Origin of the sequence: Mesorhizobium sp. 131-3-5, from assembly GCF_016756575.1 — a bacterium.
Taxonomy (GTDB): domain Bacteria; phylum Pseudomonadota; class Alphaproteobacteria; order Rhizobiales; family Rhizobiaceae; genus Mesorhizobium; species Mesorhizobium jarvisii.
Map to the genome: position 1 here is coordinate 3,239,953 of NZ_AP023254.1, position 25,542 is coordinate 3,265,494.

Sequence of the window (25,542 nt, forward strand, 5' to 3'; positions counted from 1 at the left end):
CGACTCCAAACGGCAAAACAAATATCAACAATCAACGGAGGAAGTCATGAAATCGGTTCACTCGCTTTTCTGCACATTGAGCCTCGCCGCCAGCGCCTTCGCGCTGTCGACGTCCCTGAGCGTGGCGCAGACGCCGGACACTTGCGTTACCGGCGTCGACATGGCGACACTCGGTCCCAAGGGCATTGTCGGCCAAGGCCCGCATGGCGAGAAGGCAGCCTCGCCCGACGAGCTGAAATTGACCGACGAAGAGGCCGCCAAGGTCAAGGCCGGCAAGTTCAAGGTCGGCATTTCCATGCAGACGGTGAACCTCGACTGGTCGCAATTGCAGGTGCAAGGCATCAGCGAAACGCTGGCAAAATATGGCGTCACCGTCACCGGCGTGGCGTCGGCCGAGTATCAGGTCGACAAGCAGATCGCCGATATCGAGAACACCATCCAGCAGCATCCGGACGGCATCATCTCCATTCCCGTCGATTTCACCGCGACGGCGCCGACCTACAAGAAGGTGGGCGAGGCCGGCATCAAGCTGGTGTTCATGGACAGCATCCCCGTTGGCCTCTCATCTCCCAAGGATTTTGCCTCGATGATCTCGGCCGACAGCCAGGGCAACGGCCAGATCGCGGCGCAGATCCTGGCGTCCTGCATGCCCAAGGGCGGCACGATCGGCCTGGTCAATTTCGGCGTCGACTATTTCAGCACCAATGAGCGCACCAAGGGCGTCGGTGAGTGGATGAAAAAGAACCGTCCCGACATCGTCATGAAGCAGGTCGACTTCACCGATCCCTCGAAGGTCTCGCAGATCTCCGGCGACTTCCTCACCGGCAATCCCGATGTGAAGGGGCTGTTCGCGGTATGGGACCAGCCGGCGCTGGACACGCTGTCCTCGATGCGCGCGCAAGGCATTGACATTCCGATCACCACCGTCGATCTCGGTCTGCAGTCGGCGATCGAGATCGCCAAGGGCGGACCGCTCAAGGCAACCGGCTCGCAGCGCCCCTATGACCAGGGCGTCGCCGAGGCGCTGGCGATGATGAAGGCGCTGATCGGGCAACCCACGCCCGCTTGGGTCGGCGTGCAGTCGCTGCCGGTGGTGCAGTCCAACGTGCTGGAATCCTTCAAGACTGTCTTCCATAAGGATCCGCCGGCCGAACTCGTCGACGCCTGCAACAGCGCCAAGCCGAAGTGCAATTGAGATAGCGGCATGGGCGCGGGAGAGATCCCGCGCCCACAATAGCCGGAACGGCCATTCATCCCGGGCGTGGGGCATGCTAGGCGTCAATAGCTTGATTTGCCTGTTATCCACGTTTTCGAGGGCATGCGATGTATGTAGGCCGTTCCTACAAACTGATCGATTTCGCGCTGTGGTCGCGGCGCAGCGTCATCTACATGGTGGTGGTGAGCGGACTGGCCGTCGCGGCCTACCGTCTTCCGGGCATTGCCGGGTTCTCGGTGCCATGGTCTGTCGTGCTCGTGCTCGGCACCACCGTGTCTCTCGTCGCCGGCTTCAAGAATTCGCAGGTGCTGACCCGCAGCGGCGAGGCGCTGCAGGCCTTCACGCAAATCATCGCCAGCAGCCGGATGTGGTCCAATTTCTGCCGGGACTTCCTCGACGCGCCGACGGCGAGGCAGCTCATCTACCGTCATATCGCCTGGATGACGGCACTGCGCTTTTCGCTGCGGCGGCCGATGCCCTGGGAATCGATGGGGAAGGCGGCCAATATCGAGTATATGCGGCGCTACCGCATCAGCGAGGACAAGGGCTCGCTCGCCGAGGAATTGCCGCCGCTGCTGGCCGAACAGGCCGACAAGGTGCTGAGATCGCCGCAGCCGGCGCTGGCCCTGCTCGAAATGCAATCGGTCCAGGTCAACGCGCTGTTCAAGGACGCCAAGCTCCCCCCGCAGATATACGTCGAACTGACGAAGCTGATCCGCGACTTCCACGATCAGCAGGCGCGCTGCGACCGCATCAAGAACAATCCCTATCCGCGCCAATACGCCATCGTCAGTTCCATGTTCGTGATGATCTTCTGCACGCTGCTGCCGTTCGGCGTCGTTCCGGTCTTCGCGGAGATGGGCAAGCTGGGCGGTGCGCTCGGCACATTCGGCATCTGGCTGACGATCCCGTTCAGCACGCTGCTGGGCTGGGCCTACATGTCTCTCGACCAGGTCGGCGAAAGCAGCGCCAACCCGTTCGAGGGCAATGCCAACGACGTTCCGATCTCGCAGATCTGCCGCGACATCGAGATCGAGCTGCGCGCGGGCCTTGGCGAGGCTGACCTGCCGAAGCCCTTGCTGCCCGTCAACGATATCGCGACCTGAAGTGCCTGATCTGGCGCGGCTACGCTTTCGCTTCGACGAGGATCACCAGCGATTCCGGCACCACGCCATCATGCGCCATGGCGTCGGCGGCCGCCTTGCTCTGCATTAGCGCGGCCATCTTATCCATATCCGGCACGTCCATCATCACGGTCACCCGTTTCGGGTTCTGCGGATCGACGAAGGTGCGGATGTTGGTGATCCCCAGCGAGCCGAAAAGCTCCTTGCGCTTGGGTGAACTGAGCCAGTGCTTGCTGTCTTTCGAGATGTTGTGATGGCCGATTACGGTTGGCATGGCATCCTCCCCAGGGTGACGCCGGCGGTCGATATCGCCCGCCTGATGCTGCGATCCACCTGTACGGGCCAGTGAGCGCCGTTTCCCGTAGACTGTCAATTAGCTGTTGCTGATGGAGCTGTCGCGACGTGGAGTCACCGACAGATCAGGGCTGCGAACGATGTGGCGTGCGTTCCACCCGTGCCTGGAGTTATGAATTGTAAGCCATTGCTGCCGGTTGAGGATATCGAAACCTAGGCGGGACTGACGCCTATTCCGAGATTGCTCGATTGCCGATCGCGACGCCACCCCAGTCCTCAGGCGCGACGTCGGCGATCGACTGAGAGAACGTCCAGTGGTGGCCGGCGAAGTCGCGACAGGAATATTGCCGCTCGCCATAGGGGAAGCTGACCGGCGGGCTCAGGATCACGGCACCGTGGCGCACAGCTCGCTTGTGATGGGCATCGACATCCATGACACGCACCATCACCGCTAACGGCGCGCCGGCCTGCTCCGGTATCGGTTCGCCCTTCTTCGATCCGGCGACAATCAACGCTCCCTCACCGAAGTCGAGTTGGTGGCGGTGGTTGCCGATGATTAGCCTCTGTTCGAACCCGAAGACGTGGCAGAGCCAGCGGCTGGCCGTCTCGACATCGGGATAGGCGAGCACTGGTATAATCGTGCTCGCGGGCATCGACCGATTGGTGATCATGTCATCTCCCGTCGCGTTTGGTGCAAGGGCATGAAGGCTGTGCGCGAAGCGCCCAGCGCCTCAACTATAGGGCGACCAGCACTGCTGGCGGGGTCCGCTATAAGGCTGATAGCTGTTGTCCCAGGCGCGGTAGGAAACGTAGCGCTCATGGCACCAGCGTACGTGCGCCGCTTCCAGACGCACCGCGGGACGCGGCAATGGCGCGACAGTCGCCGCCGCGACACCGGCGGCAAAGGCGGCGGCGGGGAACCAGTAGCCGTTGTAGTAGCGGTAGCCCGGCCGCACGCGGACATAGCCGCGATAGCCGTTATAGTAGTAGCCGCCGCCGACGACGTAGAAGCCGCGCCGGAACCACACCGGCGTCGGCGCTGTGGTGGCCGATGCCGGGGCAGAGGCCGGCACGACCGGCAGGGCCTGAGCCGGCGAGGCCAGCACCGAGGCGCCAATCATCAAACCGCAAAATGCCGCAAGCGTCCGTTTCATCATGTCTCTCCTGTGGGATGGGTTGTCTAGGGGATCACTGGCGCCGGAGCGCCCGCAGTTCGGAGATGGAAAGCGCACCGTCGCCATTCGTGTCCGCCCGCAGCAACCGGTCGGGAATGAAGGCGGCAAACTCGTCGCGCGAAATCTTGCCATCGCCATTGCGGTCGATGCGGCTGGCCTGTGCTCGGAAGTCGGCGAATTGCGCGGCCTGGAAGTCTCGCTTCGACTTCACCTGCTCGACGGCAGTGCGCACTTCGCCCGCGTCGAGCAGACCATTGTGGTTGGCATCCATCCGGTCGAACATCCGCGCCCGCGCGGCCTGGATTTCGCTGAACTCCAGCTTTCGGTCGCCGTTGGTGTCGATACGCCGGAAGAGTTCCCTGGCGCCGCTGCCGTCCGCCGCACAGGCGCTGCCAGCGCCAAGCAGCAGGCCGGCAAGGGCTACGACGATCTTGTTCATGCTGGTCTCCGCATTGGGTCGGATGGTCCGCCGCGGACCGTCCTTGCAGAGCCTTCTACGCAGGCCCTTTTGTGCTCCTACGCGCGATCGGGAGATTTTTCTCGAGATGCTGCGGGCGCAACTGCCGAGCGATGCCGCGACGCAGATTGGCGCGTTCGAAAAGAATCTCCCGTGTCGAGCGTAGGGTCCGGCCCGGTGCTGCGTATCGGTCAGCAGTCGCCCCCCGCGACCCGACCACGAAAGGATCATCATCATGAAACGTTCAGCACTCATTGCGGCCTTGCTTGTCGGACTTGTGCCGCTCCGTGCGGCGCAGGCACAAGACATGCCGGGCCAGCGCATCCTGCAACGCATCGATACCAATGGCGACGGCGCCATCTCCAAGGACGAGATGACGGCCGCCCGCGAGCGGCTGTTCAGGCGGCTCGACCGCAATGGCGACGGCGTCATCGACGAGAAGGAGATCGACAGCGCCCGCCAGGCGATCGAGGATCGCGCCGAGGTGGCGCAGGCGCGGCTCGGCAATCGCTGGCGCCGCCTCGACACGAATGGCGACGGCAAGGTGTCGCAACAGGAATTTGCCAGCAGCATGCCGTTGTTCGACCTCATTGATCGCAACGGTGACGGCAGGCTTTCCGCGGACGAGATCGCAACCATCCGCAAGCTGATAGCCGAGCGTGCCAACTAATCGGCAGCGATCATTCCCTTTACAAAACAAGGAGTACGACATGTTGTTTTCAGTAAAGATTCCGGCGCTCTGTATCGGCGCGGTGCTTGCCTGGTCGGCCGCTTCGCCGGCCTCGGCCGAGGAGTGGCGGCGTCCGACCGCGCATGGCGGCGAGATCAGCCGCAGCGTGACCCGGGACGGCAATGTCTATACCGGCTCGACCACCCGCACCGGGGCCAATGGCGGTGCCTACACATCGAGCTCCAAATGCATTGGTGGCGTTGTTGATCGCTGCGCCAGAAGCTATTCTGGCACCGGCCCGAATGGGCAGACCTTCTCCGGCAAGCGTGTATCGGCGGCGGGGCCGTTTCGAGGCCGTTCGGCAGGTAGCTTCACCGGTCCTAACGGCAAGACCGTCTACGGCATTCGCCGCTGGCGCCGCTGACATCTGGTGATGGATTTGAGCCCGAAATTCGTTTCTGCGCCGATCCGGATCGATGCGAGGTTCGGACTCGCCATCGAAGTCTTGCCAACCGGTGGCCGCCACCGTGCAGCATGACGAGCCCAGAGGCGACGACGAGCTTCTGGCCCGCATCGCCGGGGGCAACCAAAGCGCGCTGTCCGAGCTCATCGCTCGCCATGGCCCCGGGTTGCGAATGTTCGCGGCGCGTTATCTCGGCAATGCCGGCGACGCCGAGGATGTGGTGCAGGAGGTGTTCGTGACCGTCTGGAAACAGGCCGCGCGGTTTGATCCGGCCAAGGGGCGGGCTTCGACCTGGCTCTACCGGATCACCGCCAACCGATGCATTGACCAGCGTCGACGCAGGGCGCTACGCAGCTTCATCGGGCTGGACGACATAAGGGATGAGGTCGCCGCGCCGGAGGCGGACGCCGAGGCGACGACCGCGGCGCGGCAGGAACTGGCGATCGTCCGCGACGGGCTCTCGCGCCTGCCGGAACGGCAGCGCATGGCGGTACTGCTGAGAGCCGTCGGCGACCTCGACATCGCGGCGATCGCCGAGGTGATGGGCGGCAGCATCGGCTCGGCCGAGCAATTGCTGGTGCGCGGACGGCGTGCGCTCAGGGATCATTTGGCAATGGCGGCCGTGAGCCGCGAAAGGGAGTCCTCATGACACGGGACGAATTCGAACGACACAGCCTGCGCTTTGGCGCTGCGGTCGAGACATGGCCGGCGCCTTTCCGCCAGCAGGCGCTGGCGCTGCTGGCGGCCGAGCGCAAGGACGACCCGGATGCCGCGCTCGATCGTCTCGTGCTCGAAGCGGCGCTGACCGATGGCGACGACCAGGCACTGGCGCGCAAGGTGCTGGCCCGTATCGAAGCCGGCTCGGCACGCCCGTCTCTCTTGCCGCGCCTGCTCTTCAGTCCGGCCGGGTTCGCGGCCTGCGTCGCTGCCGTGCTGGTGGCGGCAACGTTGGCAGGCTACCAGGTGGCGCGGCTACAGGATGATCCGTCCGATACGGAGCTTCTGGCGCTGGCGTCCGGTTCGTCGCTGGCCGATGGCGGTATCGCGGCCGACGCGGAAGGGGAGGGCTCGCTTTGAAGCGTCCCTGGATATGGACGGCGACGCTGGTGCTGCTCGCCCTTTCGCTCGCCGTCAACTTCTTCCTGGTCGGTTATGCCATGCACGGGTTGCGCCAGGGCGCGGCGGCGCGCGTACTGTTGTCGGAAATTGCCAGCAGCTATCCGCCCGAGGTGAGGAAGGAGTTCCGCGGCATTCTGCGCGACAACCGCTCGCGCACCTTCCAGGCGTTGCGCGACTTGCGCAGTGCTCGCGCCAATCTGGCGGCGGCACAAACCGCCAAACCCTTTGATGAAGCGGCGGTGAAGGACGCGATGGCGGCGGTGCGCAGCGCAACGACCAACCTTCAGGCGACCATGCAGGATTATCTCCTGACCGCGCTGAAGAACGTTAACGCCAAGCCCGCCGCGGGAGGCTAAGCCGCGACGGCCCTACTGGCGGCACAATCGTCGCCGACCTATGTCGATGTCCAACCGGCTTGCGATCGCAAAGATGGAACAATGCGGCACGACAGGCTTGTCCTGACCCTGATTTGGCGCGAGCTCTCGGCTGGCCTGCGCTCGATGCGCCGACGCGATCTCGTTTGGATCGTCGCTGGCGGTGGGGCGTTGCTCGCCTACGCCATTGCCGACATCGTCGTCGCCTTGCATGCGGTATCCGCCACCCTGCGTCAGGCGCAGGCGCTGTGGGCGGTCGGCTTGCCGGGGGTGCTTCTTTGCCTTGGCGGCTTCGCCGGCAGCGCGATCGCAAGACTTTGCCTGTCGCGCGCCTTCGCGCCGTTCCTGAAAGCATTGCCTCTTTCACTCATGGAGCGCCGGCGCGTGGCGGCCGTGGCGGCATGTGCGCTGGGCGTTCCCCTTGCCTTCATCGCGGCGGCGGCCGTGGGCCTTGGGTGTTTCGTCATCGCAAAACCACTGGCGCCGGCCTGGGGTCTCGGTGCCGTGATGCTGTTTGGCGCCGGCTTTGGCGCGGCGGCGGTGCTGCGCCTGCGGAGCGCTCGCGACCTGGTCCTCAGCGATAGTGCCGATCCGGTGAGCGATCCGGGCGGGCGCAAGCCTTGGCTCGGCGCCTTCGATCGTTCGACGCCGGCCTGGCTCTCGAGCTGGGCCTGGGGCCTGCCCGCCGGGCGCGTAAGGCTTTCATGGCGGCTGGCGGGGGCAGCCATCCTGTTTGGCCTGGCGGCGATCGTTGCCGGCTCCATCAGCCTTGCCCGCCATGATGCCGTGCCGGCGGCGATGGCCGGGCTGACCGGCGGCCTTCTGGTGTTCATGTTGAGCGCGCGGTTCCATCCACTCGGCTCGCCAGTGCTGCGCACGGCTCCGCTCGGCTTCGTCAGGGCCTGGCTGCGCCTGGCGCGGCTGCCGCTGCAATTGTCGCTCGCCTTCTTCCTCCTGCCGGCGGGAGTCGCCCTGGCGGCGGAACCGTCGGCCTGGGCGATGCCGCTCGCCAGCGGCTTCTGGCTGCTGGCGCTGAACGGCGCCTATGCGGTGTTTGCCGCCTATTTCATGACCGCGCCGTTCGTCGCGGCGCTGAGCTTCCTCAGCGCCATCGCCTACGCCAGCTACGAGACGCTCGAATATGGGCGCACGGTGCTGATCGGTTTTGCCGCCCTTGTGCTGTTTCTGTGGCACCAGGCGCAACGGAGATATCGCCATGGATAGCAGCATCGATCCTGCCGAAATCCTCGCGGTTCGCGGGCTCAGCGCCGGCTATGCTGGCCGCGCGGTCGTCAGCGGCATCGACCTGTCGCTCGACAGGGGCGACATCCTCGGCCTGCTCGGCGCCAACGGTTCGGGCAAGTCCACCTTGCTCAGGGCCATGACCGGCCAGATCCGGCCGCTCGGGGGGACCGTGGCGATCGATGGCGCCGACCTTGCGAGGGCACCGGAACGCGCCAAGTCAGGCTTCGGCCTTGCCGTGGATCCATTCGACCTGCCGGCGGCGCTGAGCGGGCGGCAATATCTCCAACTCGTCGCCTCGATCCGCGGCTGCGCCGAAGACGACTGGCCTGGCGTCGATGTCACTGATCGGCTTGGGCTCAATCGCTGGATCGAACGGCCGATAGCCGAATATTCGCTCGGCACGCGGGCCAAGATCGCCATTGCCGCGGCCCTGCTCGGCGCGCCACCGCTGCTGATCCTCGATGAGTCCCTGAACGGCCTCGATCCGCTTGCCGCCTTCGAGGTGAAGCGCATCATCCTGGCCCTGGCTTCCAATGGCCGCCATGCCGTCATCATCTCCACCCATGTCGTGGAAGCAGTGCCGGGCCTGTGCAACCGCGCCATCCTCCTGGCCGATGGCCGCATGGCACGCGCGTGGCACGCAAGCCAACTGGCCGAGGCCGGCCAGATGCCCGGCGCCTTCGAAGCCGAAGTCATGCAGGCGCTGACGGTCCAGGCGGCCGATGGGTGATGGCACGTCGCGCCTGGACGGCTGAAACCCAGCCGTTTCGCAACGGCTGCGGTCACGCAGGGCTCAAACCTCCAGGCAGACCTTGCCGAAATGCTTCCGCGCTGCGTAGTGCGTGAAGGCGGCGGCTATCTCGCGCAGCGGGAAGCGACGGTCGATGACGGGCTTGATGCGATTGACGTCTATGGCGCGGATCATGTCCTCCTGGTCCGCCCGGCTGCCGATGGAAATGCCGCTGATGCGGATCTGGTTCGAGAATACGGCCGGGATCGAGACATCGGCCGCAAAGCCGGTCAACACGCCGATCAGGGCGATGTGGCCGCCTGTGCGGCAGGCGGCTATGGACTGCGCCAGCGTGGCGGGGCCGCCGACTTCGATCACGTGATCGACGCCGCGGCCATCCGTCAGCTCCCGAACCTTGCGGCTCCAGTCCTGCACGGCCTTGTAGTTGATGACGGCGTCGGCGCCGAGGCGGCTCAGCCGCTCCAGCTTTTCCTCGTCGGAGGAGGTGGCGATGACCCGGGCGCCGGCGGCCTTGGCGAATTGCAGCGCAAACAACGACACGCTGCCGGTGCCCAGAACCAGCACCGTGTCGCCGGGCCTGACCTTGCCGGATACGACCAGGCCTCGCCAGGCGGTGACGCCGGTACAGGTCAGCGCCGCGGCTTCCGCGTGCGTATAGCCCGCGGGAGCTTTGGTGAAGGCCTGCGCGGGCATGCAGACATATTCGCTGGCGAAGCCGTCGAAACTCTCTCCTGGAATGTCGCGCCTGGTGGCGGGCGTCATGTCGCCGTCCAGCCACCAAGGATAGAAGACACTGACGACGCTGTCGCCGGGCTTGAGCACGTCGACATTGCCGCCGACAGCGATCACTTCACCGGCACCGTCGGACAGCGGCACGCGGCGGTCGGCCAGCTTTGTCTTGCCTTGCACCGCGAAATCGTCGCGCATATTCAACGAGCAGGCGCGGATCCTGACCATCACGTCACCAGGGCTCGGCTGCGGCGGATCTTCCTCGACCAGGTCGAGCCTGTCCAAGCCACCCGGCGCTCTCAGCCTGACCAGCCTCATTGTCTTCTCCGAAATGTGGGATGTTTGATGCAGGCGCGCCGGCGCTATCGGATGTGACGGCCGGAAATCACCCGCAGCCAGGGTGCGAGATGAAAGGCGCTCATCAAGAGATACATGGCCGGCATCCCGGTTAAAGACGGGCCGGTGAGCGGGGAGGCGCCCATGCACAGCATGGCCGCGTCGCCGCCTTGAAGGCAGGAAAGCAGGGCCATCAGGGCAAAGGTGGGCGCCGCGCCGAGGCAGAGCCAGTCGGCGACACCAAGGGTGGTGGTGCTTTCACGGGTCGCGCTGGCGGTATTTATGTGGGTATCGCTCATGATCTTAATTCCTTGATGGTCGCGGTCCTTCAGGATTTGGTCTCCTCTCCCTCGCCAAGAGCGAGGGAGAGGAGCGCTTTCCTGTCCAGTCCCTGCTTACTCACCCTTATCCCTGAAGGCGGCTTCGCCGGCGGCGGCCACTTCGGCCCATTTCTTGTCCGCCCCGGCTTCGTAATTGTCGTGCCAGTTCCACCAGCTGTAGAGCGGGGTCTGGGGATAGCCTTCGGGCGAATCCTCCCAGATCTCCTGGCGGCCGAGCGGGGTAGCGTCGAGATAGCTCCAGACCGTGCCCATCTGCTCGTCGCCGCGGCTGTTGATGAGATAGGTGCGGAAGACGCGGTCGCCGTCGTGGATGAAGACGTTGTGGCCGTGCCATTCGTCGACGCCGAAATCCTTGTCGAAGCTGTCGGTGATCGTGTACCAGGGCATCTCCCAGCCCATCCGCGCCTTCAGCCTGACAATGTCGGCCTGCGGCGCGCGCGAGGCGTAGGCCAGCGTGGTGTTGCGGGCGTTGAGATGGGCGAGGTGGCCGACCTGGTCGGCGCCGAGCGAGCAGCCGCGGCAGGCATGATCGGGCCAGCCATAGACGCCCGGCTCGAAAAAGGCGCGGTAGATGATCAGCTGGCGGCGGCCTTCGAACAGGTCGAGCAGGCTTGCCTTGCCATTGGGGCCTTCGAACACATAGGCCTTGTCCACCTCCATCCACGGCATGCGCCGGCGTTCGGCGGCGAGCGCGTCCTTGGCGCGCAGCGTCGCCTTCTCCTTCACCAGCATCTTTTCGCGGGCGGCGTCCCATTCCTGCCGCGAAACGATCGGTGGGGTCTTCATCGTCATGTGCTTGGTCATTGGTCTTCTCCTTTGTCAGTCATGGTGCCGTCGCGGGTCGTGATCGCCTTGGGATCCAGGCTAGAGCGATGAGGCTGGGTGAGGTGAGTTACATCTGCGACGGGATTTGAATCATCCGGCCCGGCGCAGCAGGGGTGGCGGGGCCGTGCGGTGTGTTCGAGATTGTCGGTTGCAGGCATTTTCAACTATCCCTAATGAGATGCTTACTATGAATACCTGAGATGCTCAGGCTAACGAGTGCCGGAATTGGCGTCAACGGTGCCGATGGCGGCCTCAGCCACATGGCTAGGTCTCCATCGGGCCAACGCCGCTTGCTGACCGGCGGTGGTGATTTAAGTTAGGGCGCAAACGTGCCGGGGTGGGAGTTACAAGTGTGACGGGATTTGAATGGACTCGCTGATCACCGCGGCGGCGCTGGCGCTGGCGGCGGGCGATCCGCTCGGCGCGCTCGACCGCGTCGCCTTGCGCGAGGACGCGCCGGCGCTGGCGCTGCGTGGCATCGCCATGGCGCAGCTCGGCGATTTCGATCGCGCCAAGCTTCTGTTGCGGCGGGCGGCGCGCGCCTTCAGCCCGAAAGAGGCTGTCGCGCGCGCCAGATGCGTCGTCGCCGAGGCCGAGATCGCGCTGGTCTCGCGTGATCTGGGCTGGCCGGCCAAGGCGCTCGACGCGGCGCGCACGACGCTGGAAAAGCATGGCGACCGGCTGAACGCGGCGCATGCCGGCCACCTCAAGGTGCGGCGCCTGCTGCTGATCGGCCGGCTCGACGAGGCCGAGCACGTGCTGGCCGGGCTCGACCCGACGCCGCTGCCACCGGCCGCGCGGGCCGCGCATGAGCTCGCCGTCGCCGGCATCGCCATGCGGCGGCTCAGAACCCGGCCGGCGCGCGCGGCGCTGGAATGGGCGCGCAACGCCGCCCGCCAGGCGGGGATTCCAGGCCTCATAGCCGAGGTCGCCACCGCATCGCTCGCGCTGGAAACACCGGCGGCGCGGCTGATCACGCAAGGCACGGAGCGGCCGCTGCTGCTCGAAGAGGTCGAGGCGCTGCAGGCATCGCCGGCGCTGGTCGTCGATGCCTTTCGCTACACCGTGCACGCCGGGGACAGGACGGTTTCGCTGGCGAGCCGCCCGGTGCTGTTCGCGCTGGCGCGCGCACTCGCTGAAGCCTGGCCCGGGGATGTGTCGCGAGAGGAGCTCGTGGCGCGGGCCTTTGGCGGCAAGCATGCCGATGAATCGCACCGCGCCCGGCTGCGTGTCGAGATCGGCCGGCTGCGCGCCGAGCTTGCGGCACTTGCCGACATCAGCGCCACCAAGCGCGGTTTCACGTTGGCGCCGCGCCTGGCGCGCGCGGTGATGGTGCTGGCGCGGCCGATCGAGGAACGCCACGCCGCCGTGCTGGCCTTGCTCGCCGACGGCGAAGCCTGGTCGAGCTCGGCGCTGGCGATGGCGCTCGGAACCGGCCAGCGCAGCGTGCAGCGGGCGCTCGAGCCGCTCGCCGAGGCCGGCAAGGTGCAGTCTTTCGGCCATGGCCGGGCGCGCCGCTGGATGACGCCGCCGGTGGCCGGATTCACGACCACCTTGTTACTCCCGGCGCCGCTGCCAAACGGCTAAGGTGTTGCGATATTCAGGTGAGGCCGGTCTGCAAACGGCGGCTTCCTGCGCTTCCGGTGCTCACGTACGAAAAGTACGCTCCGCTCCGGTTCTCGGAAGCCACCATTTTCGACTCGGCCTGACCTGAATCTCGACACACCTAAATCCCGTAACGTAGATCAGCGGATGACGACCACGAGGATCAAGACATGAAGCATTCACCGGCCGAAATCCTGCGCGAATACGGACCCTTTCCCGGCGTGGAGCGGATACATGGGGTGAGCTTCGACGGCGAGAACGTCTGGTTTGCCTCGGGCGACAGGCTGAACGCCTTCGATCCGCAAAGCGGGCAGACGCTGCGTTCGATCGATGTCGCCGCACACGCCGGCACCGCCTTTGACGGCCGGCATTTCTTCCAGCTCGCCAATGATCGCATCCAGAAGATCGATCCCGATACGGGCGCGGTGCTCGCCACGATCCCGGCGCCCGGCGGCGGCCGTGACTCCGGGCTGACCTGGGCCGAAGGCACGCTGTGGGTGGGGCAGTACCGCGAGCGCAAGATCCACCAGATCGACCCCGAGACCGGAAAAATCCTGCGCAGCATCGAATCCAGCCGCTTCGTCACCGGTGTGACCTGGGTGGATGGCGAATTGTGGCACGCCACCTGGGAGGGCGACGAGAGCGATCTGCGCCGCGTCGACCCGAGAACCGGCAAGCTTCTGGAGAGGCTCGACATGCCGGCCGGCATGAGCGTCTCGGGGCTGGAATCCGACGGCGCCGACCGCCTGTTCTGCGGCAGCACATCCACTCCGGTGGTGCGGGCGGTGCGCCGGCCGAAATGAGCCGGTTCCCCTGACGAAGACATCAAGTCTGTGAAGTCGCCGGCGAATTTGTCCGCCGGCGACTGGTCGTCGTCCCGGCACGTGCCTAGATAGGCTGGGTCGGGCGACCGCCCGGACATTTCTTCGCAAAGGATCCGACCATGCCAGAACAGATGACGTTGAACGACGGCACCGCCATTCCCCAGCTAGGCCTTGGCGTGTGGCAGGTCGATCACGGCATCACCGCCGATGTGGTGGGCTGGGCGATCAAGGCCGGCTACCGGCTGATCGACACCGCGCAGGGCTACCGGAACGAGGAAGGCGTCGGCGAGGCGATCCGCGCCGCCGATGTGCCGAGAAGCGAGCTGTACATCACCTCGAAGCTGCGCAACGGCGCGCATGAGCGCGACGCGGCGCTGCGCGCTTTCGACGACACGATGGAAAAACTCGGCATCGAGCAGCTTGACCTGTTCCTGATCCACTGGCCGGTGCCCAGCCGCGACAAATATGTCGAGGCCTGGAAGACCCTGATCGAGCTGAAGCAGGCCGGCCGCATCAAGTCGATCGGCGTTTCGAATTTCAACAGGGATCATCTGGAACGCATCATCGGCGAGACCGGCGTTGTGCCGGTGGCCAACCAGATCGAGCTGCATCCGCGCTTCCAGCAGCGCGCGCTCAGGGAATTTCATGCCGGGCATGACATCCAAACGGAGAGCTGGAGCCCGCTCGGCAGCGGCCGGCTGCTCGGCGACCCGACGATCGCGGGCATTGCAGCGAAGCATGGCAAGTCCGCCGCGCAGACGATCATCCGCTGGCATCTCCAGCAAGGGCTGATCGTCATCCCCAAATCGATCCGCCAGGACCGCATCGCGGCCAATTTCGACGTCTTCGACTTCGAACTGGACGCGCAGGACCTGAAGACGATCGCGGGCATGGATTCGGCCGACGGACGGGATGGACCGAACCCGGCGACGGCGGCGTTTTTGTTTTGAGGTCAGGCTCTTGCCAAAGCAGCAGTGCTAATAAGGGCGCGCCGACGGCAAAACTGCCGATCTCCCCCTTGTGGGGGAGATGCCCGGCAGGGCAGAGGGGGGGGGCGCTGGCCCGCCGGCCTCTCAGGATCTGGTTCCTCGCCCCCGCGAAGCGGGGGAGAGGTGGTCGCGAAGCGGTCGGAGAGGGGGCCTTCGTAAGGCGCTGGCACTCCTGCCGGAGCATTCCAGCACAGGTCAGCGCCATTCCCCTCTCCGTCTCGGCTTCGCCGAGCCACCTCTCCCCACTTCGTGGGGCGAGGAACCCAAGCTGGACTTCTGTCCTGCCGGACGTTCGTCGTTCAGAAAGCCAAGCGATTGGCTTTCTGTCCGCTACGCGGACCACTCCTCAACCCCCACGAGGGGGAGATCGGCGGCTTCACCGTCCGCGCTCGCTAAATTCCGACCCATCCTAGGGCCGCTTACGCCTTTGCGCTAAATCCCAGACCCGTCCAGTTGTTGCGCGTCGTCGCCTTCCCAGGGGGCGGGCATCGAGCCGCCGCGGCTGAGGTTGGCCGAGGGCATGGGCATCCAGCATTTCAGCTCGGGTTCGGCATATTCGACGACGCGGCCGGGCGAGGAATCCGATGCGCGCCAGCCTTCACCGGCGAACTGGTCGCCGCGCGACCAGTAGGCGAGGTCGACTTCCGCCGGCCCCTGTTCGGAGGGTCGGACCGTGACCAGGATCCGGCTGCCGTCCTTGGGTGCCGTCGACATGTGGCGCCACCGTTCGGGCTCGTCCATCGCAATTCCTCCTGCCTTGGTGCGAGATGAAGTGTCGCCTTGCCATCGATGGTGGTCAACCCACACTTTGTCGGATTGCACCTGCCGGGCGCGTCCTTGGTCTGGCATGTTCGCCAGGACCAGGAGTGACACTCATGAATGACAAGGTCGAGCCGAAGCCGGGCGGAATGAAACTCTATTTCAGCCGCAACCCCAATCCGCGCCTGGCGGTCGCGGTGGCGCGTCATCTCAAGGCGCAGGTGACTTTCGAATTCGCCTCACCCTTTGCGCCGGGGCAAGCGGAGCGATTCAGGCCGCTCAATCCCAATCTCTCCATTCCCATCCTGGCATGGCCTGGCGGCAGCCTGTGGGAGGCCGACGCCATCGCCTGCCGGCTGTCGCGCGCGGCGCGTTCCGATTTCTGGCGCACCGGCGAGGACGAGCCCGAGATGATTCGCTGGCTGAGCTGGGGCAAGGAGAATTTCATGCGGGCCTGCGACACCGTGCATTTCGAGCGCGGCACCAAGCAGCGCTATGGCATCGGGCCGATCGATGAAGGCAAGGTCAAAGAGGGGCTGCGTGACTTCCACCAGGGAGCCGCGATCCTGGAGGCGGAACTGGCCGACCGGCAATGGCTGGTCGGAACGTCGCTTTCCTATGCCGATTTCCGCATGGCGGCCTTCCTGCCCTTCAACGATGTCGCCGGCCTGCCGCTCGGCGACTATCCCGCGCTCATCAGCTGGTATCGCCGGCTCGAAGCCATCGAGGCCTGGCGCGACCCGTTCAAGGGGCTGGATGCACCGCCCCTGGCACCGGTGCCGAGGCAAGCTGCGGCCCTGTAACGGGTAGGCTGACGACCGGCGCATACAGAAACGAAACTTGAAGACGCCGGCCGCCATTTGGGGCGTTGGGGTGCATCTCGTTGGGGCGCGATGCAAGGTCAGGCTAAACGGATGGCCGGCCTCCGCAACCGCAACGCCGGCCCATGGTGAACAGCTGGTTACTATCCACAGGGGCGGCTGATGGCGGCCGTTCCTGCCGACCCTTCCCTCACATCTGTGCGCAACACCGGGCTGCCGGCCATCGGTGCTCGACGGGCCGCGCCTGGGTTGCTAAGCCCCATGCCGCGCAGGAGACCTTTTTGAGTCGAGACATGACCGTTGCGATCGAGATGGGACACACCACGGCGGGCGCCCCAGCGAACCTCGATCTCGAGGAACTGCTGGCGACCCGCCTTCTGGTGCAGGGCAATTCGGGCTCCGGCAAGTCGCATCTGTTGCGCCGCCTGCTCGAGCAGAGCGCGCCCTGGGTGCAGCAGACCATCGTCGATCCCGAAGGCGACTTCGTCTCGCTCGGCGAGCGCTACGGCCATCTGGTGATCGATGCCGAGGAGCACACCGAGCGCGGCCTGCAGGCGGCCGGCGAGCGGGCGCGCATCCACCGTGTCTCCACCGTGCTCAACCTCGAAGGGCTCGACGCCGAAAACCAGATGCGGCGCGCCGCCGCCTTCCTCGGCGGGCTGTTCGAGGTTGCCCGCGACCACTGGTACCCGATGCTGGTGGTGGTCGACGAGGCGCAGCTGTTCGCGCCGGCGGTGGCCGGCGAGGTTTCCGACGAGGCGCGCAAGCTCTCGCTCGGCGCCATGACCAACCTGATGTGCCGCGGCCGCAAACGCGGGCTCGCCGGCATCATCGCCACGCAGCGTCTGGCCAAGCTCGCCAAGAATGTCGCGGCCGAAGCCTCCAATTTCCTCATGGGCCGCACCTTCCTCGACATCGACATGGCGCGTGCCGCCGACCTCTTGGGCATGGAGCGGCGCCAGGCGGAAGCCTTCCGCGATCTGGAGCGCGGGCAGTTCATGGCGCTGGGGCCGGCGCTGTCGCGGCGGCCGCTCGGCCTGCGCATCGGCCCGACCGACACCAGCCCGCGCAACGGCACGCCGCGGCTGATGGCGATGCCGGAGGCGGCGCTCGAGGATGCCCGCGCGATCATCCTGGCGGCGCCGCCGCCCGAGACGGTGCGCACGCCGCGCCGGGTGGCGTCACCCGACCTGCTCGACCAGCTGATGGCGGCAAAGTCGGCGGCGCTGGAAATCCGCCCCGAACCGGCGGAACCGCAAATCAGCGCCGAGGACCTGGCGGAGCGGCGCGAGCGGGTCGACCGCGTGCTGCGCGCCATCCTGGCGCAGCCCGATGCGGGTTTTCGCGTCATTGGCGTGCTCTACCAGGAATTCGTGGTGCGCTGCCGCATCGAGGGCCTTGCCTCGGTGGTGCCGGACCTCGCCGAATTCCGCCGCATGCTGACGCGCGCCCGCGCCGGGCTCGGTTCCGAGACGACGCAGGACGATGCGTGGCGGGACGTTTCCGTGCGCGCCTCGCTGCTGCCCGACGACATGCAGGGCGTGTTCATGATGATCGCGCGCGCGGCCAAGGAGGGCTGGCCGTGCCCGAGCGACGCCGCGATCGCGCGCGCCTATGGTTCGCACTCGCTGCGCCGCGCCCGCCGCCTGCTGACCTATATCGAGGAGCAGGGCCTGATCGTCTGCCAGCTCGACGGCACGGGAAGGCGCACCGTGACGCTGGTCGAACTCGCCTGGGCCACGGCCCCCGGCGACCCCAATGCCGAGGAGGCGCAGCAGGGGAGCCTGGCGCTGTGAGGGCGGCTGTGGCGCGTGCGACTCCCGGCGCGACATCGATGCACGGGGCAAGACAAGGCTGACCGGTCAGCCCGCCGCCGCAATGCCGGCGTGGTGGCTGCCCAGCTGCCATAGGGGCAGGGGGAAGCGGCCGTGCTGCACTTCGAGCAGGCGGAATCCGGCCCCGCCGATCAGGCGCAGCGGATCGCGGTTGAGGTGGCAGCCGCCGGCGATCGATCCCCACAGCCGGTTCAGCCGCTGCTGCCAGCGGCGGCAGCGCGGTCCCTCGGCCTGGCCGTGCTCGATGAAGATCAGCCGGCCCGTCGGCTTCAGGACGCGGCGGATTTCGCTCAGCGCCGCCTGAGGGTCCGGAATGGTGCAGAAGGCATAGGTGACGACCACCGTGTCGGCGATGCCGTCGGCCAAAGGCAGGCTTTCGCCTCCGGCGCGGATGCATTCGACGGCGAAGGGCATGGCGCGGCTCTTGGGTGCTGCGAGGCCAAGCATGGTGCCGTCGGGGTCGACGCCGACCAGCCGCTCCACCTTGGCGGCGTCGTAATAGGGCAGGTTGAGGCCCGAGCCGAAGCCGACCTCGACGACGACACCTTCGGCCCTCGGTATGACGCGCCTGCGCATTTGCGTGAATGCGCCGGCCGAACAGCCGATATGGACGAAATAGGGCGCGACGCAGCGCGCGTACCAGGAGAGGCAGGTCTGGCACATGGCTCAGCCTCCATGTCTGGTGTTGGCGCCTAAGGTAAGCCGTTCTGGCGTGTGATGGCTTGATGTATTGACCGGTGACATTTCTCGCTCCAAGGGAGTTGATCGGGCCGGATCGGCGCGATTTCGCGGGGATGGATAGAAGGCCGGCGTCCCCTCAACGTCCTCTCCTTGCGCGGCCGCGTGCGGATCGATGGAGCTGATACAACTCAGGCTTCTGGGTTTTCCGGAGTTCCGGCTGGACGGGCGGCGGATAGAGCTCGCCTTGCGCAAGGCGGCCGCGCTCGTCATCTACCTGGCCGAGGCCGGCGGACCGGTGGCGCGCGACGTCGCCGCCACGCTGCTGTGGCCCGAGGCCGACGCGGAAGCCGCACGCGCGCGCCTGCGGCGCACGCTCTACAAGATCCGCGTCGCCTTCGGCGAGGAGATCATATCAGCCAGCGCGGCATCACTCAGCCTGCGCCCGGCAGTCGAGGCCGACGCCATCGCCTTCGACCATGCCTGCGACGCCGGGCGTCTCGACGAGGCCGCCGGCCTCTACAGCGGCGACTACCTCGCCGGCTTTTCGCTGCCGGATTGTCCCGAATTCGAGGAATGGGTGTTTTTTCGCCGCGAGGCCTTGCGGAGCCGGCTGGTGCAGGCGCTGGAGCGGCTGGTGGAAGCCAGGATCGCCGGCGGCGCTGCGCGGACTGCCGTGCTGCACGCGACGCGCCTCGCCGCCCTCGACCCTTTGAGCGAAAGCGCGCACCGCCATTTGATCCGCGCCCATCTGGCCGCCGGCGACCGGGCGGCGGCCGAGCGCCAGGGCGAGGCCTGCGTGCGGCTGCTGCGCGACGAACTCGGCGTGGCGCCGGACCCGGCCACGCTGGCTCTGCTGCACGCCAGCGATGCCGAACCGAAGATGCCCAGAACCCGCTATGTCGCCGTGGACGGCATCCATATCGCCTACCAGACCATAGGCAGCGGCCCTGCCGATATCGTGCTGGTTCCCGGCTTCATCTCGCATGTCGAGCGCATTTGGGAAGACAGGAGCTGCCGCGCCTGGCTCAGCGCCGTGTCACGGCTCGGCCGGCTGATCCTGTTCGACCGGCGCGGCATGGGCCTGTCCGACCGCGTCGGCGCCCGCCCGACCGTCGAGGCGACCGCGCGCGACATATTGGCTGTCATGGATGCGGCCGGCAGCCGCAAAGCCGTGCTGGTCGGCGCCTCGGAGGGCGGGCCGGGCTGCATCCGCTTTGCCGTCGACCACCCCGACCGCCTGACCGGCCTGGTCCTGTGGGGCTCGCTCGCCAAGGGCAGCCGCGCGCCCGACTACCCCTTCGCGCTCACCTCGGCGCAGTACGACCTCTGGCAACAGCGCCTGCTTGCCGGCTGGGGCGGCCCGGCGGAAATCGAAACCTTCGCGCCGAGCGTCGCCCAAGACCGCCAGGCGCGCGCCTGGTGGGCCGGCCTGCTCCGGGCCGCCTCCAGCCCCGGCGCCGTCGCCGGCCTGCTGCAGGCGCTGCGCGACGCCGACGTGCGCCCGCTGTTGTCAAAAGTCAGGGCGCCGACGCTGGTGCTGCACCGCAGGGGTGACCGGGCGGTGCGGGTCGAGGCCGGGCGGTACCTAGCGGGAAGGATTGCGGGGGCACGATTTGTCGAGGTGGAGGGGGAGGATCACTGGTTCTGGGTGGGGGAGCAGGGGGTGTTGCTGGAGAGGATTGGGGGGATGGTAAGGGGTGGGTGAGGGGGCGACGAGGCGATGTAAAAGTGCACTGTCACCGTAATTCGCCAATGATGGGTGTTGCCGGCGATGACGCCCGCCGCCGAGGGCAGCACCAGGGGTTCGGCGAGTGACAGGGACGGGCCTTGATCAGGCCGATAGGAGCAGTCCGCCGTCGAGCAGGCTCGAGGTGACGTGGAGCGCCGTGACGGCCTGCCAGTATTTCACGCCGGACGGCGGGTCTCGTGCTCAACGCCGGGGAAGCCGCCGACGCGCGGCGTTCAGAATGCCTTGAACGTATCCCTGGAGGTCAACATCACTTGGCCGTTGAATGAGATCGAGAAATCACCAAGCTGGTACTGGCCCTGGCCGTTCTTGACCAGAATGGCGCCATCGACCTTGTTGGAGCCGCTCTCGACGCTTCTGACGATCCTGTCGACGTAGCGAAGGCTGCTCCTGGCGGAAAGCATGTCGTTCTTGGCCACCTGTTGCGCCAGACGTTGCAGCTTCGGGTCGTCGCCGACACTTTGCATGCGCTCCTCAACTGCCTTGGGGGTCAGACGCGCGAGCGTGTCGTTCAGAGCCGGCAACGCCTTTTGCAGGCTAAACAAGGCATCGGATGCCATCCTGGTGGCGTCGCCATAGTTCAGGCCCTGGTTGGCAATCGTCTTGTTGCCCTGCGCCTGCGGGCTGCGGTCGGCGGCGGCCTCCATCTCGTCCTGGACGGCCCACATATAGGCATGTTCGTCCATGGCCATCACCGTCTCCCGCGTCTCGCCGGCAGGGATGAAGTGGCGCTCGACGGTGGAGTCCTTATGCTGGCGGTCCGCCTCGACCATCGAGGCGATGAAGCGCGTATACTCGGCATAGAGCTCGCCATAATTGGCCTTGCCGGCATGCATGTAGGGGTCGTCCGCCGTGGTGGTGGAGGCAGACGAAGCCGCCGGCACATCGGGGGCCTGGCCGAAGCTGCCGAACAGATCGTATTCGGTGCCATCCTCGTCGCCGGTCGCGCCCGGATGAATGACCGGGGCCTCGGTCCGCAACGCCGTGCCCGCTTTGGCGAATGTCTGCTGGCTGGTGCCAACAAGGCCGCTCCTGGCCGACAGCAGCTTCTGTATCGTAACGGTGAGGTCGGAACTGATCTGCATCGAGCAATCCTTGAATGCCTTGCCTGCGATTCGCAGAATGAAGCATGGCCGTTAAGCAAGGGTTGAAAGTGAGTGCCCGAAGGAAATAGTTATTCTGACACCAGTAGCGCTCGCCAAATATAATTCAACGACAACTAATATAATTGGCAAATCCGCTGAAGCGACGATTTTCTGGAAGCTGATTGTATTGCGACGAGATCTGGACGCGCGCAGGCGATAAATTCATGGCCTGCCGCTCAAAGTTCCTGTCACCGCTCCTCCACGATCCGCAGATACGCCGCCGTCACGAACAGCACGATCAGCCCGAACAGGATGCGCCTTGCCCCCTCCGGCATCTGCAGGATCGTCAGCAGCGTCGTCAGCACGGTCAGGATCAGGGCGCCGACGATGGTGCCGGTGTAGCCGCCGCGGCCGCCGAAGATGGAGGTGCCGCCGATGACGGCGGCGGCGACCGAGGGCAGGACGAGCGGTTCGGCGAGTGAGAGGGACGGGGCCTTGATCAGGCCGATATAGAGCAAGCCGGTTATGCCGGCGAGCAGGCTGGAAGTGACGTAGAGCGCCGTGATGACCTGCCAGTATTGCACACCCGAGAGGCGCGTCGCGTGCTCATTGTCGCCGACGGCGTAGAGCAGGCGGCCGAAGCCGGTGCGGGCCAGCGTGAAGACGATCAGCGCCGCCAGCGGCACGAACAGCAGCAGGGCGTTGGGAAAGCCTGATGTGACGCCGGTACCGAGCCAGGCGAGGAAGTCGGGGATTTTCGCGCCCGACGCGATCACCGTGCGCTGGTAGACCTGCAGGCAGCCTGTGCCGATCAGGCTGGTGCCCAGCGTCATGATCAGCGGGTGGACGCGGAAGACGCCGACGCCGATGCCGTTGACCAGGCCGATCAGCACCGCCGGCATCATCGCCAGCAGGAAGGCGACAGCCGGGTCCTGGTTGACGATTTGCGTGGCCATGATGAAGGCGCTCATCGTCGCCACCGTGCCGACCGACAGGTCGATGCCGCCGGTCAGCATGGTCATGGTCTGGCAGCCGGCGAGGATCGCCAGCGGAATGGCGAATTTGATGGTGTTGGCGATCCAGCGCTCGTTGACGATGCCGGGGCGCAGGATCTGCAGGATCACCACCAGGATGACGAGCAGGATGATCAGCGGGACGAGCGGCCGGTCGGCCAAGAAGCGTTTTATGCGGCGGCCGAGGGGGACGGGGGGAGGCGTAATCGCGGTGGTGCTCATGGGGTGGGTCCGGTTCGCGATGGGGTGATGTTCTGCGAGGCTAGCGCCCTACGGCGCCCCCCTCTGGCATGCCGGCCATCTCCCCCACGGGTGGGGAGATCGGCTGTTGTCGCGGCTTTCGCCAATCTCCAACGTTGCTGAGAAGAGTGGGGCGCCAAAGCTGCTGATCTCCCCCCTCGTGGGGGAGATGTCCGGCAGGACAGAGGGGTGCGTCGTAGGGCGCAGCGCTTCATTTCATACCCACTCCTCATTGCCGCCCCCGCATCGTAATAAACGCCCCGAACATCACCACGGCCACCATGATGGCGCCTTCGATGATGGCGGTGACGTTGGGGTCGATGGCGAGCAGGGTGAGGTCGGTGCGCACCAGGCGCAGCACGAAGACGGCGACGATGGGGCCGAGCAGGCCGCCCTTGCCGCCGCCGAGCGCCACGCCGCCCAGCACCACGGCGGCAACGCTGGCCAGGAGATAGGGGCCGGGGATGGGCGCGCCGATGCCGGTGCTCATGGTCAGCGCCAGGCCGCCAAAGGCGGCGAACAGGCCCGACAGCGCATAGGCGATGATGCGGGTGCGCTTGACCGGCACGCCTGAGCGGAACGCCGCCAGCTCGCTCGAGCCGATGGCATAGATGGACAGGCCAAGGCGCGAGCGCCTGAGCGGTATCCATATCACGCAGAGGCAGACGATCAGCACCAGCAGCGCCTTCGGGACCCAGGCGTCGATGGCGTCGGGCAGGCCCGGGATCGGCACGGTGCCCGAGATCAGCGCCTTCAGCCATTCGGCGGCGCCGCCGCCCGGCGCGTCGAGCACCAGCAGGGCGGCGCCCTGCAGCACGAACAGCATGGCGAGCGTGACGACGATGTCGGGCACGCGGGTGACGACGATCAAGAGGCCGTTGAGCGCGCCGAGGACGAGACCCATGGCGAGCACGAAGGGCACCACGAACAGCGCGTATTCCTCGCCAGCGCCCGCCATCATCGAGGCGGCGGTGACGCTGGTCAGCGCCATCATGGCGGCGACCGACAGGTCGATGCCGCCGGCGATGACCACCACCGTCTGCGCCGCGACGGCGAAGGCATAGGGCAGCACGGCCCGCGCCAGCGAGCCGAAATCGCCGCTGCCATAGCCGGGCTGGATGATCCTGGTGGCGATGAACAGCACGATGAGCAGGGCGAACAGGCCGATGACCCAGCCCTGGCGGCGTAGGAAATGGCTCATGGCGCCGTCCCCGAAGACGGGGACTGGGGATCGGCCAATATACCGATATCGGCCTTGGCGCCGCGCGGCAGGCCGTAGGCGGCGCGCATCAGTGCCGGCTCGTCGGCCTCCTCCACGGCGAAAATGTCGACGAGACGGCCGCCGAAGATGACGATGACGCGGTCGCAGACGCGCTGCACCTCTTCCAGTTCCGAGGTGTAGAACAGCACCGACTTGCCGTGGCCGGCGAGCTCGCGCAGCAGCTTGTAGATCTCCTGCTTGGTGCCGACATCGATGCCGCGCGTCGGGTCGAAGCACAGGATGGTGCGGGCGTCCGCCGCGATCCAGCGGGCGATGGTCACCTTCTGCTGGTTGCCGCCCGACAGGCGCTGCACCTCGCCCTGGGCGCGGGTGTCGATCTGCAGCCGCTCGATGGCGCTGAGCACCTTTGCGCGCTCGCGGCGCATGGGGATAGGTCCCCAGTTGCGCAGCGCCGCACTGAAGGGCAGCGCGATGTTTTCACGCACCGAGCGCTGCATGGCGAGCGCCTCGGACCGGTCGCCCGGCACATAGGCGATGCCCGAGCGGATGGCGTCGATCGGGTGCGAAAACTTCACTGGGCTGCCATCGACCTCGATCGTGCCGCCCGAGGGGCGGATCGAGCCGGCAAGGGCTGCGAACAATTCGTCCTGGCCCTGGCCTTCCAGCGCCACGACGCCGGCGACTTCGCCATCCCTGAGATCGAAGGAGACGTCGTTGAGCTTGGCGCCGACGCGCAGATTGTGCACGGAGAGCCGCGGCCGGGCAGGGGTGGGTGCCGCCTTCTCGGCGGCGCTGCGCGCGGCGACATGGGTTTTCACGATGCGGGTGCCGAGCATCAGCTCGACGATCTTTTCCTCCACGCCCGGCACGATGTCGACGACGCCGACGGTCTCGCCGTCGCGCAGCACGGTGGCGCGGTCGCACAGCGCCGAGATCTCGACGAAGCGGTGCGAGATGAAGATGACGGCGCGACCGGCATCGCCCTGGCGGCGCACCACTTCCAGCACTTTTTCGGCAAGGTTGGCGGGCAGCGCGGCCGTCATCTCGTCGAGCAGCAGCACATCGGGCTCGACGGCCAGGGCGCGCGCGAGGTCGAGCACGCGCAGCACGGCCAGCGGGATGTCGCGCGCGGTGTCGCGCAGGTCGAGGTCCGCAATGCCGAGTTCGCGCACCCAGGCGCGGAACGGCTCGACCGGCGTGCCGGTCAGCCGCAGATTGGACAGGACGTCGAGATCGGGGATCAGCGACGGCTCCTGGTAGACGGGCAGCAGGCCCGCGCGGCGGGCGGCGGCGGGCGAGCGTATGTCGCGCGCCTCGCCCCGGATCAGGATGCGTCCGGCATTGGCCGATATCGCGCCGGTCAGGATCTTCACCAGCGTCGACTTGCCGGCGCCATTGGCGCCCATCAGCGCATGCACTTCGCCCGGCAGGACGGAGAGCGACGCGTTGCGAAGGGCGGCAACCGCGCCGTAGTTCTTGGCGACGCCAGTGGCGTCGAGGAGGGGGCTTTGCGGCAACGGGTTTGTTGTCAAAATGTGTTGTTCTCGATCTCTGCGGCGGTGCGGCAAGTCGGCCGAAGGCGGCGACTTTCCTTCCCCCCTT

Annotated in this window: 28 protein-coding genes; 15 read left to right on the plus strand and 13 right to left on the minus strand. The window is 66.4% G+C overall.

Annotated elements, in window-relative coordinates; translation table 11 throughout:
- Nucleotides 1-46 precede the first annotated feature (46 nt).
- Both JG747_RS15815 and JG747_RS15820 read left to right on the plus strand, forming a co-directional pair.
- Complete coding sequence (locus JG747_RS15815; RefSeq protein WP_038648049.1) at nt 47-1,195, plus strand: substrate-binding domain-containing protein; 1,149 nt, start codon at nt 47-49, stop codon at nt 1,193-1,195.
- Between the two features lie 128 nt (nt 1,196-1,323).
- A complete protein-coding gene (locus JG747_RS15820) occupies nt 1,324-2,322 on the plus strand; it encodes a bestrophin family protein (protein ID WP_019859411.1) in 999 nt (332 codons plus the stop codon).
- A gap of 19 nt (nt 2,323-2,341) precedes the next feature.
- On the opposite strand, the gene JG747_RS15825 is transcribed toward JG747_RS15820, so the two are convergent.
- From JG747_RS15825 to JG747_RS15840, 4 genes are all read right to left on the minus strand, one after another.
- On the minus strand, nt 2,342-2,614 hold the full coding sequence (locus JG747_RS15825; protein WP_202362172.1) for a hypothetical protein: 273 nt from the start codon (nt 2,612-2,614) through the stop codon (nt 2,342-2,344).
- 250 nt (nt 2,615-2,864) lie between these two features.
- Nucleotides 2,865-3,305, minus strand: coding sequence for a VOC family protein (locus tag JG747_RS15830; protein WP_019859409.1), 441 nt, complete (start codon nt 3,303-3,305; stop codon nt 2,865-2,867).
- 60 nt (nt 3,306-3,365) lie between these two features.
- Nucleotides 3,366-3,791, minus strand: a complete 426-nt coding sequence (locus JG747_RS15835; protein WP_064981870.1) for a BA14K family protein — start codon at nt 3,789-3,791, stop codon at nt 3,366-3,368.
- 31 nt (nt 3,792-3,822) lie between these two features.
- Complete coding sequence (locus tag JG747_RS15840) at nt 3,823-4,248, minus strand: EF-hand domain-containing protein (RefSeq protein ID WP_202362173.1); 426 nt, start codon at nt 4,246-4,248, stop codon at nt 3,823-3,825.
- 253 nt (nt 4,249-4,501) lie between these two features.
- Here JG747_RS15840 and JG747_RS15845 point away from each other — a divergent pair, with 253 nt between their 5' ends.
- From JG747_RS15845 to JG747_RS15875, 7 genes are all read left to right on the plus strand, one after another.
- Entirely contained in the window at nt 4,502-4,936 is a 435-nt protein-coding gene (locus tag JG747_RS15845) for an EF-hand domain-containing protein (protein WP_019859406.1), read from the plus strand.
- Between the two features lie 40 nt (nt 4,937-4,976).
- Nucleotides 4,977-5,360, plus strand: coding sequence for a hypothetical protein (locus JG747_RS15850; RefSeq protein WP_038648036.1), 384 nt, complete (start codon nt 4,977-4,979; stop codon nt 5,358-5,360).
- A 91-nt stretch (nt 5,361-5,451) separates the two neighbouring features.
- Nucleotides 5,452-6,048 carry an RNA polymerase sigma factor gene (locus JG747_RS15855; protein WP_202362174.1) on the plus strand — a complete coding sequence of 199 codons (597 nt, stop codon included), beginning with the start codon at nt 5,452-5,454 and terminating at the stop codon, nt 6,046-6,048.
- A complete protein-coding gene (locus tag JG747_RS15860; protein ID WP_038648032.1) occupies nt 6,045-6,476 on the plus strand; it encodes a hypothetical protein in 432 nt (143 codons plus the stop codon). The genes JG747_RS15855 and JG747_RS15860 overlap by 4 nt, the downstream gene beginning before the upstream one ends.
- A gap of 29 nt (nt 6,477-6,505) precedes the next feature.
- On the plus strand, nt 6,506-6,874 hold the full coding sequence (locus JG747_RS15865; RefSeq protein WP_236951998.1) for a periplasmic heavy metal sensor: 369 nt from the start codon (nt 6,506-6,508) through the stop codon (nt 6,872-6,874).
- Nucleotides 6,875-6,955: 81 nt separating this feature from the next.
- The gene (locus tag JG747_RS15870; protein WP_202362175.1) at nt 6,956-8,116 is read left to right on the plus strand and encodes a hypothetical protein; all 1,161 of its coding nucleotides are present in this window, start codon (nt 6,956-6,958) and stop codon (nt 8,114-8,116) included.
- Nucleotides 8,109-8,867, plus strand: coding sequence for an ATP-binding cassette domain-containing protein (locus tag JG747_RS15875; protein ID WP_202362176.1), 759 nt, complete (start codon nt 8,109-8,111; stop codon nt 8,865-8,867). The genes JG747_RS15870 and JG747_RS15875 overlap by 8 nt, the downstream gene beginning before the upstream one ends.
- Before the next feature lie 63 nt (nt 8,868-8,930).
- Here the strand turns inward: JG747_RS15875 and JG747_RS15880 are convergent, their stop codons facing one another.
- The 3 genes from JG747_RS15880 to JG747_RS15890 all read right to left on the minus strand — a co-directional run bounded on the left by JG747_RS15880 (nt 8,931) and on the right by JG747_RS15890 (nt 11,098).
- A complete protein-coding gene (locus JG747_RS15880) occupies nt 8,931-9,935 on the minus strand; it encodes a zinc-dependent alcohol dehydrogenase family protein (RefSeq protein WP_202362177.1) in 1,005 nt (334 codons plus the stop codon).
- A 44-nt stretch (nt 9,936-9,979) separates the two neighbouring features.
- Nucleotides 9,980-10,252: a hypothetical protein gene (locus JG747_RS15885; RefSeq protein ID WP_202362178.1), complete on the minus strand. Its 273-nt coding sequence runs from the start codon at nt 10,250-10,252 to the stop codon at nt 9,980-9,982.
- A 96-nt stretch (nt 10,253-10,348) separates the two neighbouring features.
- Nucleotides 10,349-11,098: a DUF899 domain-containing protein gene (locus JG747_RS15890; RefSeq protein WP_202362179.1), complete on the minus strand. Its 750-nt coding sequence runs from the start codon at nt 11,096-11,098 to the stop codon at nt 10,349-10,351.
- Nucleotides 11,099-11,485: 387 nt separating this feature from the next.
- Here JG747_RS15890 and JG747_RS15895 point away from each other — a divergent pair, with 387 nt between their 5' ends.
- The 3 genes from JG747_RS15895 to JG747_RS15905 all read left to right on the plus strand — a co-directional run bounded on the left by JG747_RS15895 (nt 11,486) and on the right by JG747_RS15905 (nt 14,498).
- On the plus strand, nt 11,486-12,706 hold the full coding sequence (locus tag JG747_RS15895; RefSeq protein WP_202362180.1) for a helix-turn-helix domain-containing protein: 1,221 nt from the start codon (nt 11,486-11,488) through the stop codon (nt 12,704-12,706).
- A gap of 188 nt (nt 12,707-12,894) precedes the next feature.
- Nucleotides 12,895-13,527, plus strand: coding sequence for a Vgb family protein (locus JG747_RS15900; RefSeq protein ID WP_019859397.1), 633 nt, complete (start codon nt 12,895-12,897; stop codon nt 13,525-13,527).
- A 140-nt stretch (nt 13,528-13,667) separates the two neighbouring features.
- Entirely contained in the window at nt 13,668-14,498 is an 831-nt protein-coding gene (locus tag JG747_RS15905) for an aldo/keto reductase (protein ID WP_202362181.1), read from the plus strand.
- 471 nt (nt 14,499-14,969) lie between these two features.
- On the opposite strand, the gene JG747_RS15910 is transcribed toward JG747_RS15905, so the two are convergent.
- The gene (locus tag JG747_RS15910) at nt 14,970-15,278 is read right to left on the minus strand and encodes a hypothetical protein (protein ID WP_019859393.1); all 309 of its coding nucleotides are present in this window, start codon (nt 15,276-15,278) and stop codon (nt 14,970-14,972) included.
- A 167-nt stretch (nt 15,279-15,445) separates the two neighbouring features.
- Here JG747_RS15910 and JG747_RS15915 point away from each other — a divergent pair, with 167 nt between their 5' ends.
- Together JG747_RS15915 and JG747_RS15920 are read left to right on the plus strand one after the other, a co-directional pair.
- Nucleotides 15,446-16,099, plus strand: a complete 654-nt coding sequence (locus JG747_RS15915) for a glutathione S-transferase family protein (protein ID WP_202362296.1) — start codon at nt 15,446-15,448, stop codon at nt 16,097-16,099.
- 311 nt (nt 16,100-16,410) lie between these two features.
- A complete protein-coding gene (locus JG747_RS15920) occupies nt 16,411-17,913 on the plus strand; it encodes an ATP-binding protein (protein ID WP_064981858.1) in 1,503 nt (500 codons plus the stop codon).
- A gap of 66 nt (nt 17,914-17,979) precedes the next feature.
- Here the strand turns inward: JG747_RS15920 and JG747_RS15925 are convergent, their stop codons facing one another.
- Nucleotides 17,980-18,615, minus strand: coding sequence for a class I SAM-dependent methyltransferase (locus JG747_RS15925; protein WP_202362182.1), 636 nt, complete (start codon nt 18,613-18,615; stop codon nt 17,980-17,982).
- 190 nt (nt 18,616-18,805) lie between these two features.
- On the opposite strand from JG747_RS15925, the gene JG747_RS15930 reads away from it, so the two are divergent.
- On the plus strand, nt 18,806-20,338 hold the full coding sequence (locus tag JG747_RS15930) for an alpha/beta hydrolase (RefSeq protein ID WP_202362183.1): 1,533 nt from the start codon (nt 18,806-18,808) through the stop codon (nt 20,336-20,338).
- Between the two features lie 257 nt (nt 20,339-20,595).
- Here the strand turns inward: JG747_RS15930 and JG747_RS15935 are convergent, their stop codons facing one another.
- From JG747_RS15935 to JG747_RS15950, 4 genes are all read right to left on the minus strand, one after another.
- A complete protein-coding gene (locus tag JG747_RS15935) occupies nt 20,596-21,465 on the minus strand; it encodes a hypothetical protein (RefSeq protein WP_202362184.1) in 870 nt (289 codons plus the stop codon).
- A 248-nt stretch (nt 21,466-21,713) separates the two neighbouring features.
- A complete protein-coding gene (locus JG747_RS15940; protein WP_202362185.1) occupies nt 21,714-22,700 on the minus strand; it encodes an ABC transporter permease in 987 nt (328 codons plus the stop codon).
- A 247-nt stretch (nt 22,701-22,947) separates the two neighbouring features.
- The gene (locus JG747_RS15945) at nt 22,948-23,919 is read right to left on the minus strand and encodes an ABC transporter permease (RefSeq protein WP_202362186.1); all 972 of its coding nucleotides are present in this window, start codon (nt 23,917-23,919) and stop codon (nt 22,948-22,950) included.
- On the minus strand, nt 23,916-25,457 hold the full coding sequence (locus JG747_RS15950; RefSeq protein ID WP_038648003.1) for a sugar ABC transporter ATP-binding protein: 1,542 nt from the start codon (nt 25,455-25,457) through the stop codon (nt 23,916-23,918). Before JG747_RS15950 ends, JG747_RS15945 begins: the two co-directional genes overlap by 4 nt.
- Nucleotides 25,458-25,542: the final 85 nt, after the last annotated feature.

What these genes read in the sequence shown, in the direction of transcription:
- JG747_RS15815 (WP_038648049.1), top strand. Translation starts at nt 47, where the DNA reads ATGAAATCGGTTCACTCGCTTTTCTGCACATTGAGCCTCGCCGCCAGC.
- JG747_RS15820 (WP_019859411.1), top strand. Translation starts at nt 1,324, where the DNA reads ATGTATGTAGGCCGTTCCTACAAACTGATCGATTTCGCGCTGTGGTCG.
- JG747_RS15825 (WP_202362172.1), bottom strand. Translation starts at nt 2,614, where the DNA reads ATGCCAACCGTAATCGGCCATCACAACATCTCGAAAGACAGCAAGCAC.
- JG747_RS15830 (WP_019859409.1), bottom strand. Translation starts at nt 3,305, where the DNA reads ATGATCACCAATCGGTCGATGCCCGCGAGCACGATTATACCAGTGCTC.
- JG747_RS15835 (WP_064981870.1), bottom strand. Translation starts at nt 3,791, where the DNA reads ATGATGAAACGGACGCTTGCGGCATTTTGCGGTTTGATGATTGGCGCC.
- JG747_RS15840 (WP_202362173.1), bottom strand. Translation starts at nt 4,248, where the DNA reads ATGAACAAGATCGTCGTAGCCCTTGCCGGCCTGCTGCTTGGCGCTGGC.
- JG747_RS15845 (WP_019859406.1), top strand. Translation starts at nt 4,502, where the DNA reads ATGAAACGTTCAGCACTCATTGCGGCCTTGCTTGTCGGACTTGTGCCG.
- JG747_RS15850 (WP_038648036.1), top strand. Translation starts at nt 4,977, where the DNA reads ATGTTGTTTTCAGTAAAGATTCCGGCGCTCTGTATCGGCGCGGTGCTT.
- JG747_RS15860 (WP_038648032.1), top strand. Translation starts at nt 6,045, where the DNA reads ATGACACGGGACGAATTCGAACGACACAGCCTGCGCTTTGGCGCTGCG.
- JG747_RS15870 (WP_202362175.1), top strand. Translation starts at nt 6,956, where the DNA reads ATGCGGCACGACAGGCTTGTCCTGACCCTGATTTGGCGCGAGCTCTCG.
- JG747_RS15875 (WP_202362176.1), top strand. Translation starts at nt 8,109, where the DNA reads ATGGATAGCAGCATCGATCCTGCCGAAATCCTCGCGGTTCGCGGGCTC.
- JG747_RS15880 (WP_202362177.1), bottom strand. Translation starts at nt 9,935, where the DNA reads ATGAGGCTGGTCAGGCTGAGAGCGCCGGGTGGCTTGGACAGGCTCGAC.
- JG747_RS15885 (WP_202362178.1), bottom strand. Translation starts at nt 10,252, where the DNA reads ATGAGCGATACCCACATAAATACCGCCAGCGCGACCCGTGAAAGCACC.
- JG747_RS15890 (WP_202362179.1), bottom strand. Translation starts at nt 11,098, where the DNA reads ATGACCAAGCACATGACGATGAAGACCCCACCGATCGTTTCGCGGCAG.
- JG747_RS15895 (WP_202362180.1), top strand. Translation starts at nt 11,486, where the DNA reads ATGGACTCGCTGATCACCGCGGCGGCGCTGGCGCTGGCGGCGGGCGAT.
- JG747_RS15900 (WP_019859397.1), top strand. Translation starts at nt 12,895, where the DNA reads ATGAAGCATTCACCGGCCGAAATCCTGCGCGAATACGGACCCTTTCCC.
- JG747_RS15905 (WP_202362181.1), top strand. Translation starts at nt 13,668, where the DNA reads ATGCCAGAACAGATGACGTTGAACGACGGCACCGCCATTCCCCAGCTA.
- JG747_RS15910 (WP_019859393.1), bottom strand. Translation starts at nt 15,278, where the DNA reads ATGGACGAGCCCGAACGGTGGCGCCACATGTCGACGGCACCCAAGGAC.
- JG747_RS15915 (WP_202362296.1), top strand. Translation starts at nt 15,446, where the DNA reads ATGAAACTCTATTTCAGCCGCAACCCCAATCCGCGCCTGGCGGTCGCG.
- JG747_RS15920 (WP_064981858.1), top strand. Translation starts at nt 16,411, where the DNA reads ATGACCGTTGCGATCGAGATGGGACACACCACGGCGGGCGCCCCAGCG.
- JG747_RS15925 (WP_202362182.1), bottom strand. Translation starts at nt 18,615, where the DNA reads ATGTGCCAGACCTGCCTCTCCTGGTACGCGCGCTGCGTCGCGCCCTAT.
- JG747_RS15930 (WP_202362183.1), top strand. Translation starts at nt 18,806, where the DNA reads ATGGAGCTGATACAACTCAGGCTTCTGGGTTTTCCGGAGTTCCGGCTG.
- JG747_RS15935 (WP_202362184.1), bottom strand. Translation starts at nt 21,465, where the DNA reads ATGCAGATCAGTTCCGACCTCACCGTTACGATACAGAAGCTGCTGTCG.
- JG747_RS15940 (WP_202362185.1), bottom strand. Translation starts at nt 22,700, where the DNA reads ATGAGCACCACCGCGATTACGCCTCCCCCCGTCCCCCTCGGCCGCCGC.
- JG747_RS15945 (WP_202362186.1), bottom strand. Translation starts at nt 23,919, where the DNA reads ATGAGCCATTTCCTACGCCGCCAGGGCTGGGTCATCGGCCTGTTCGCC.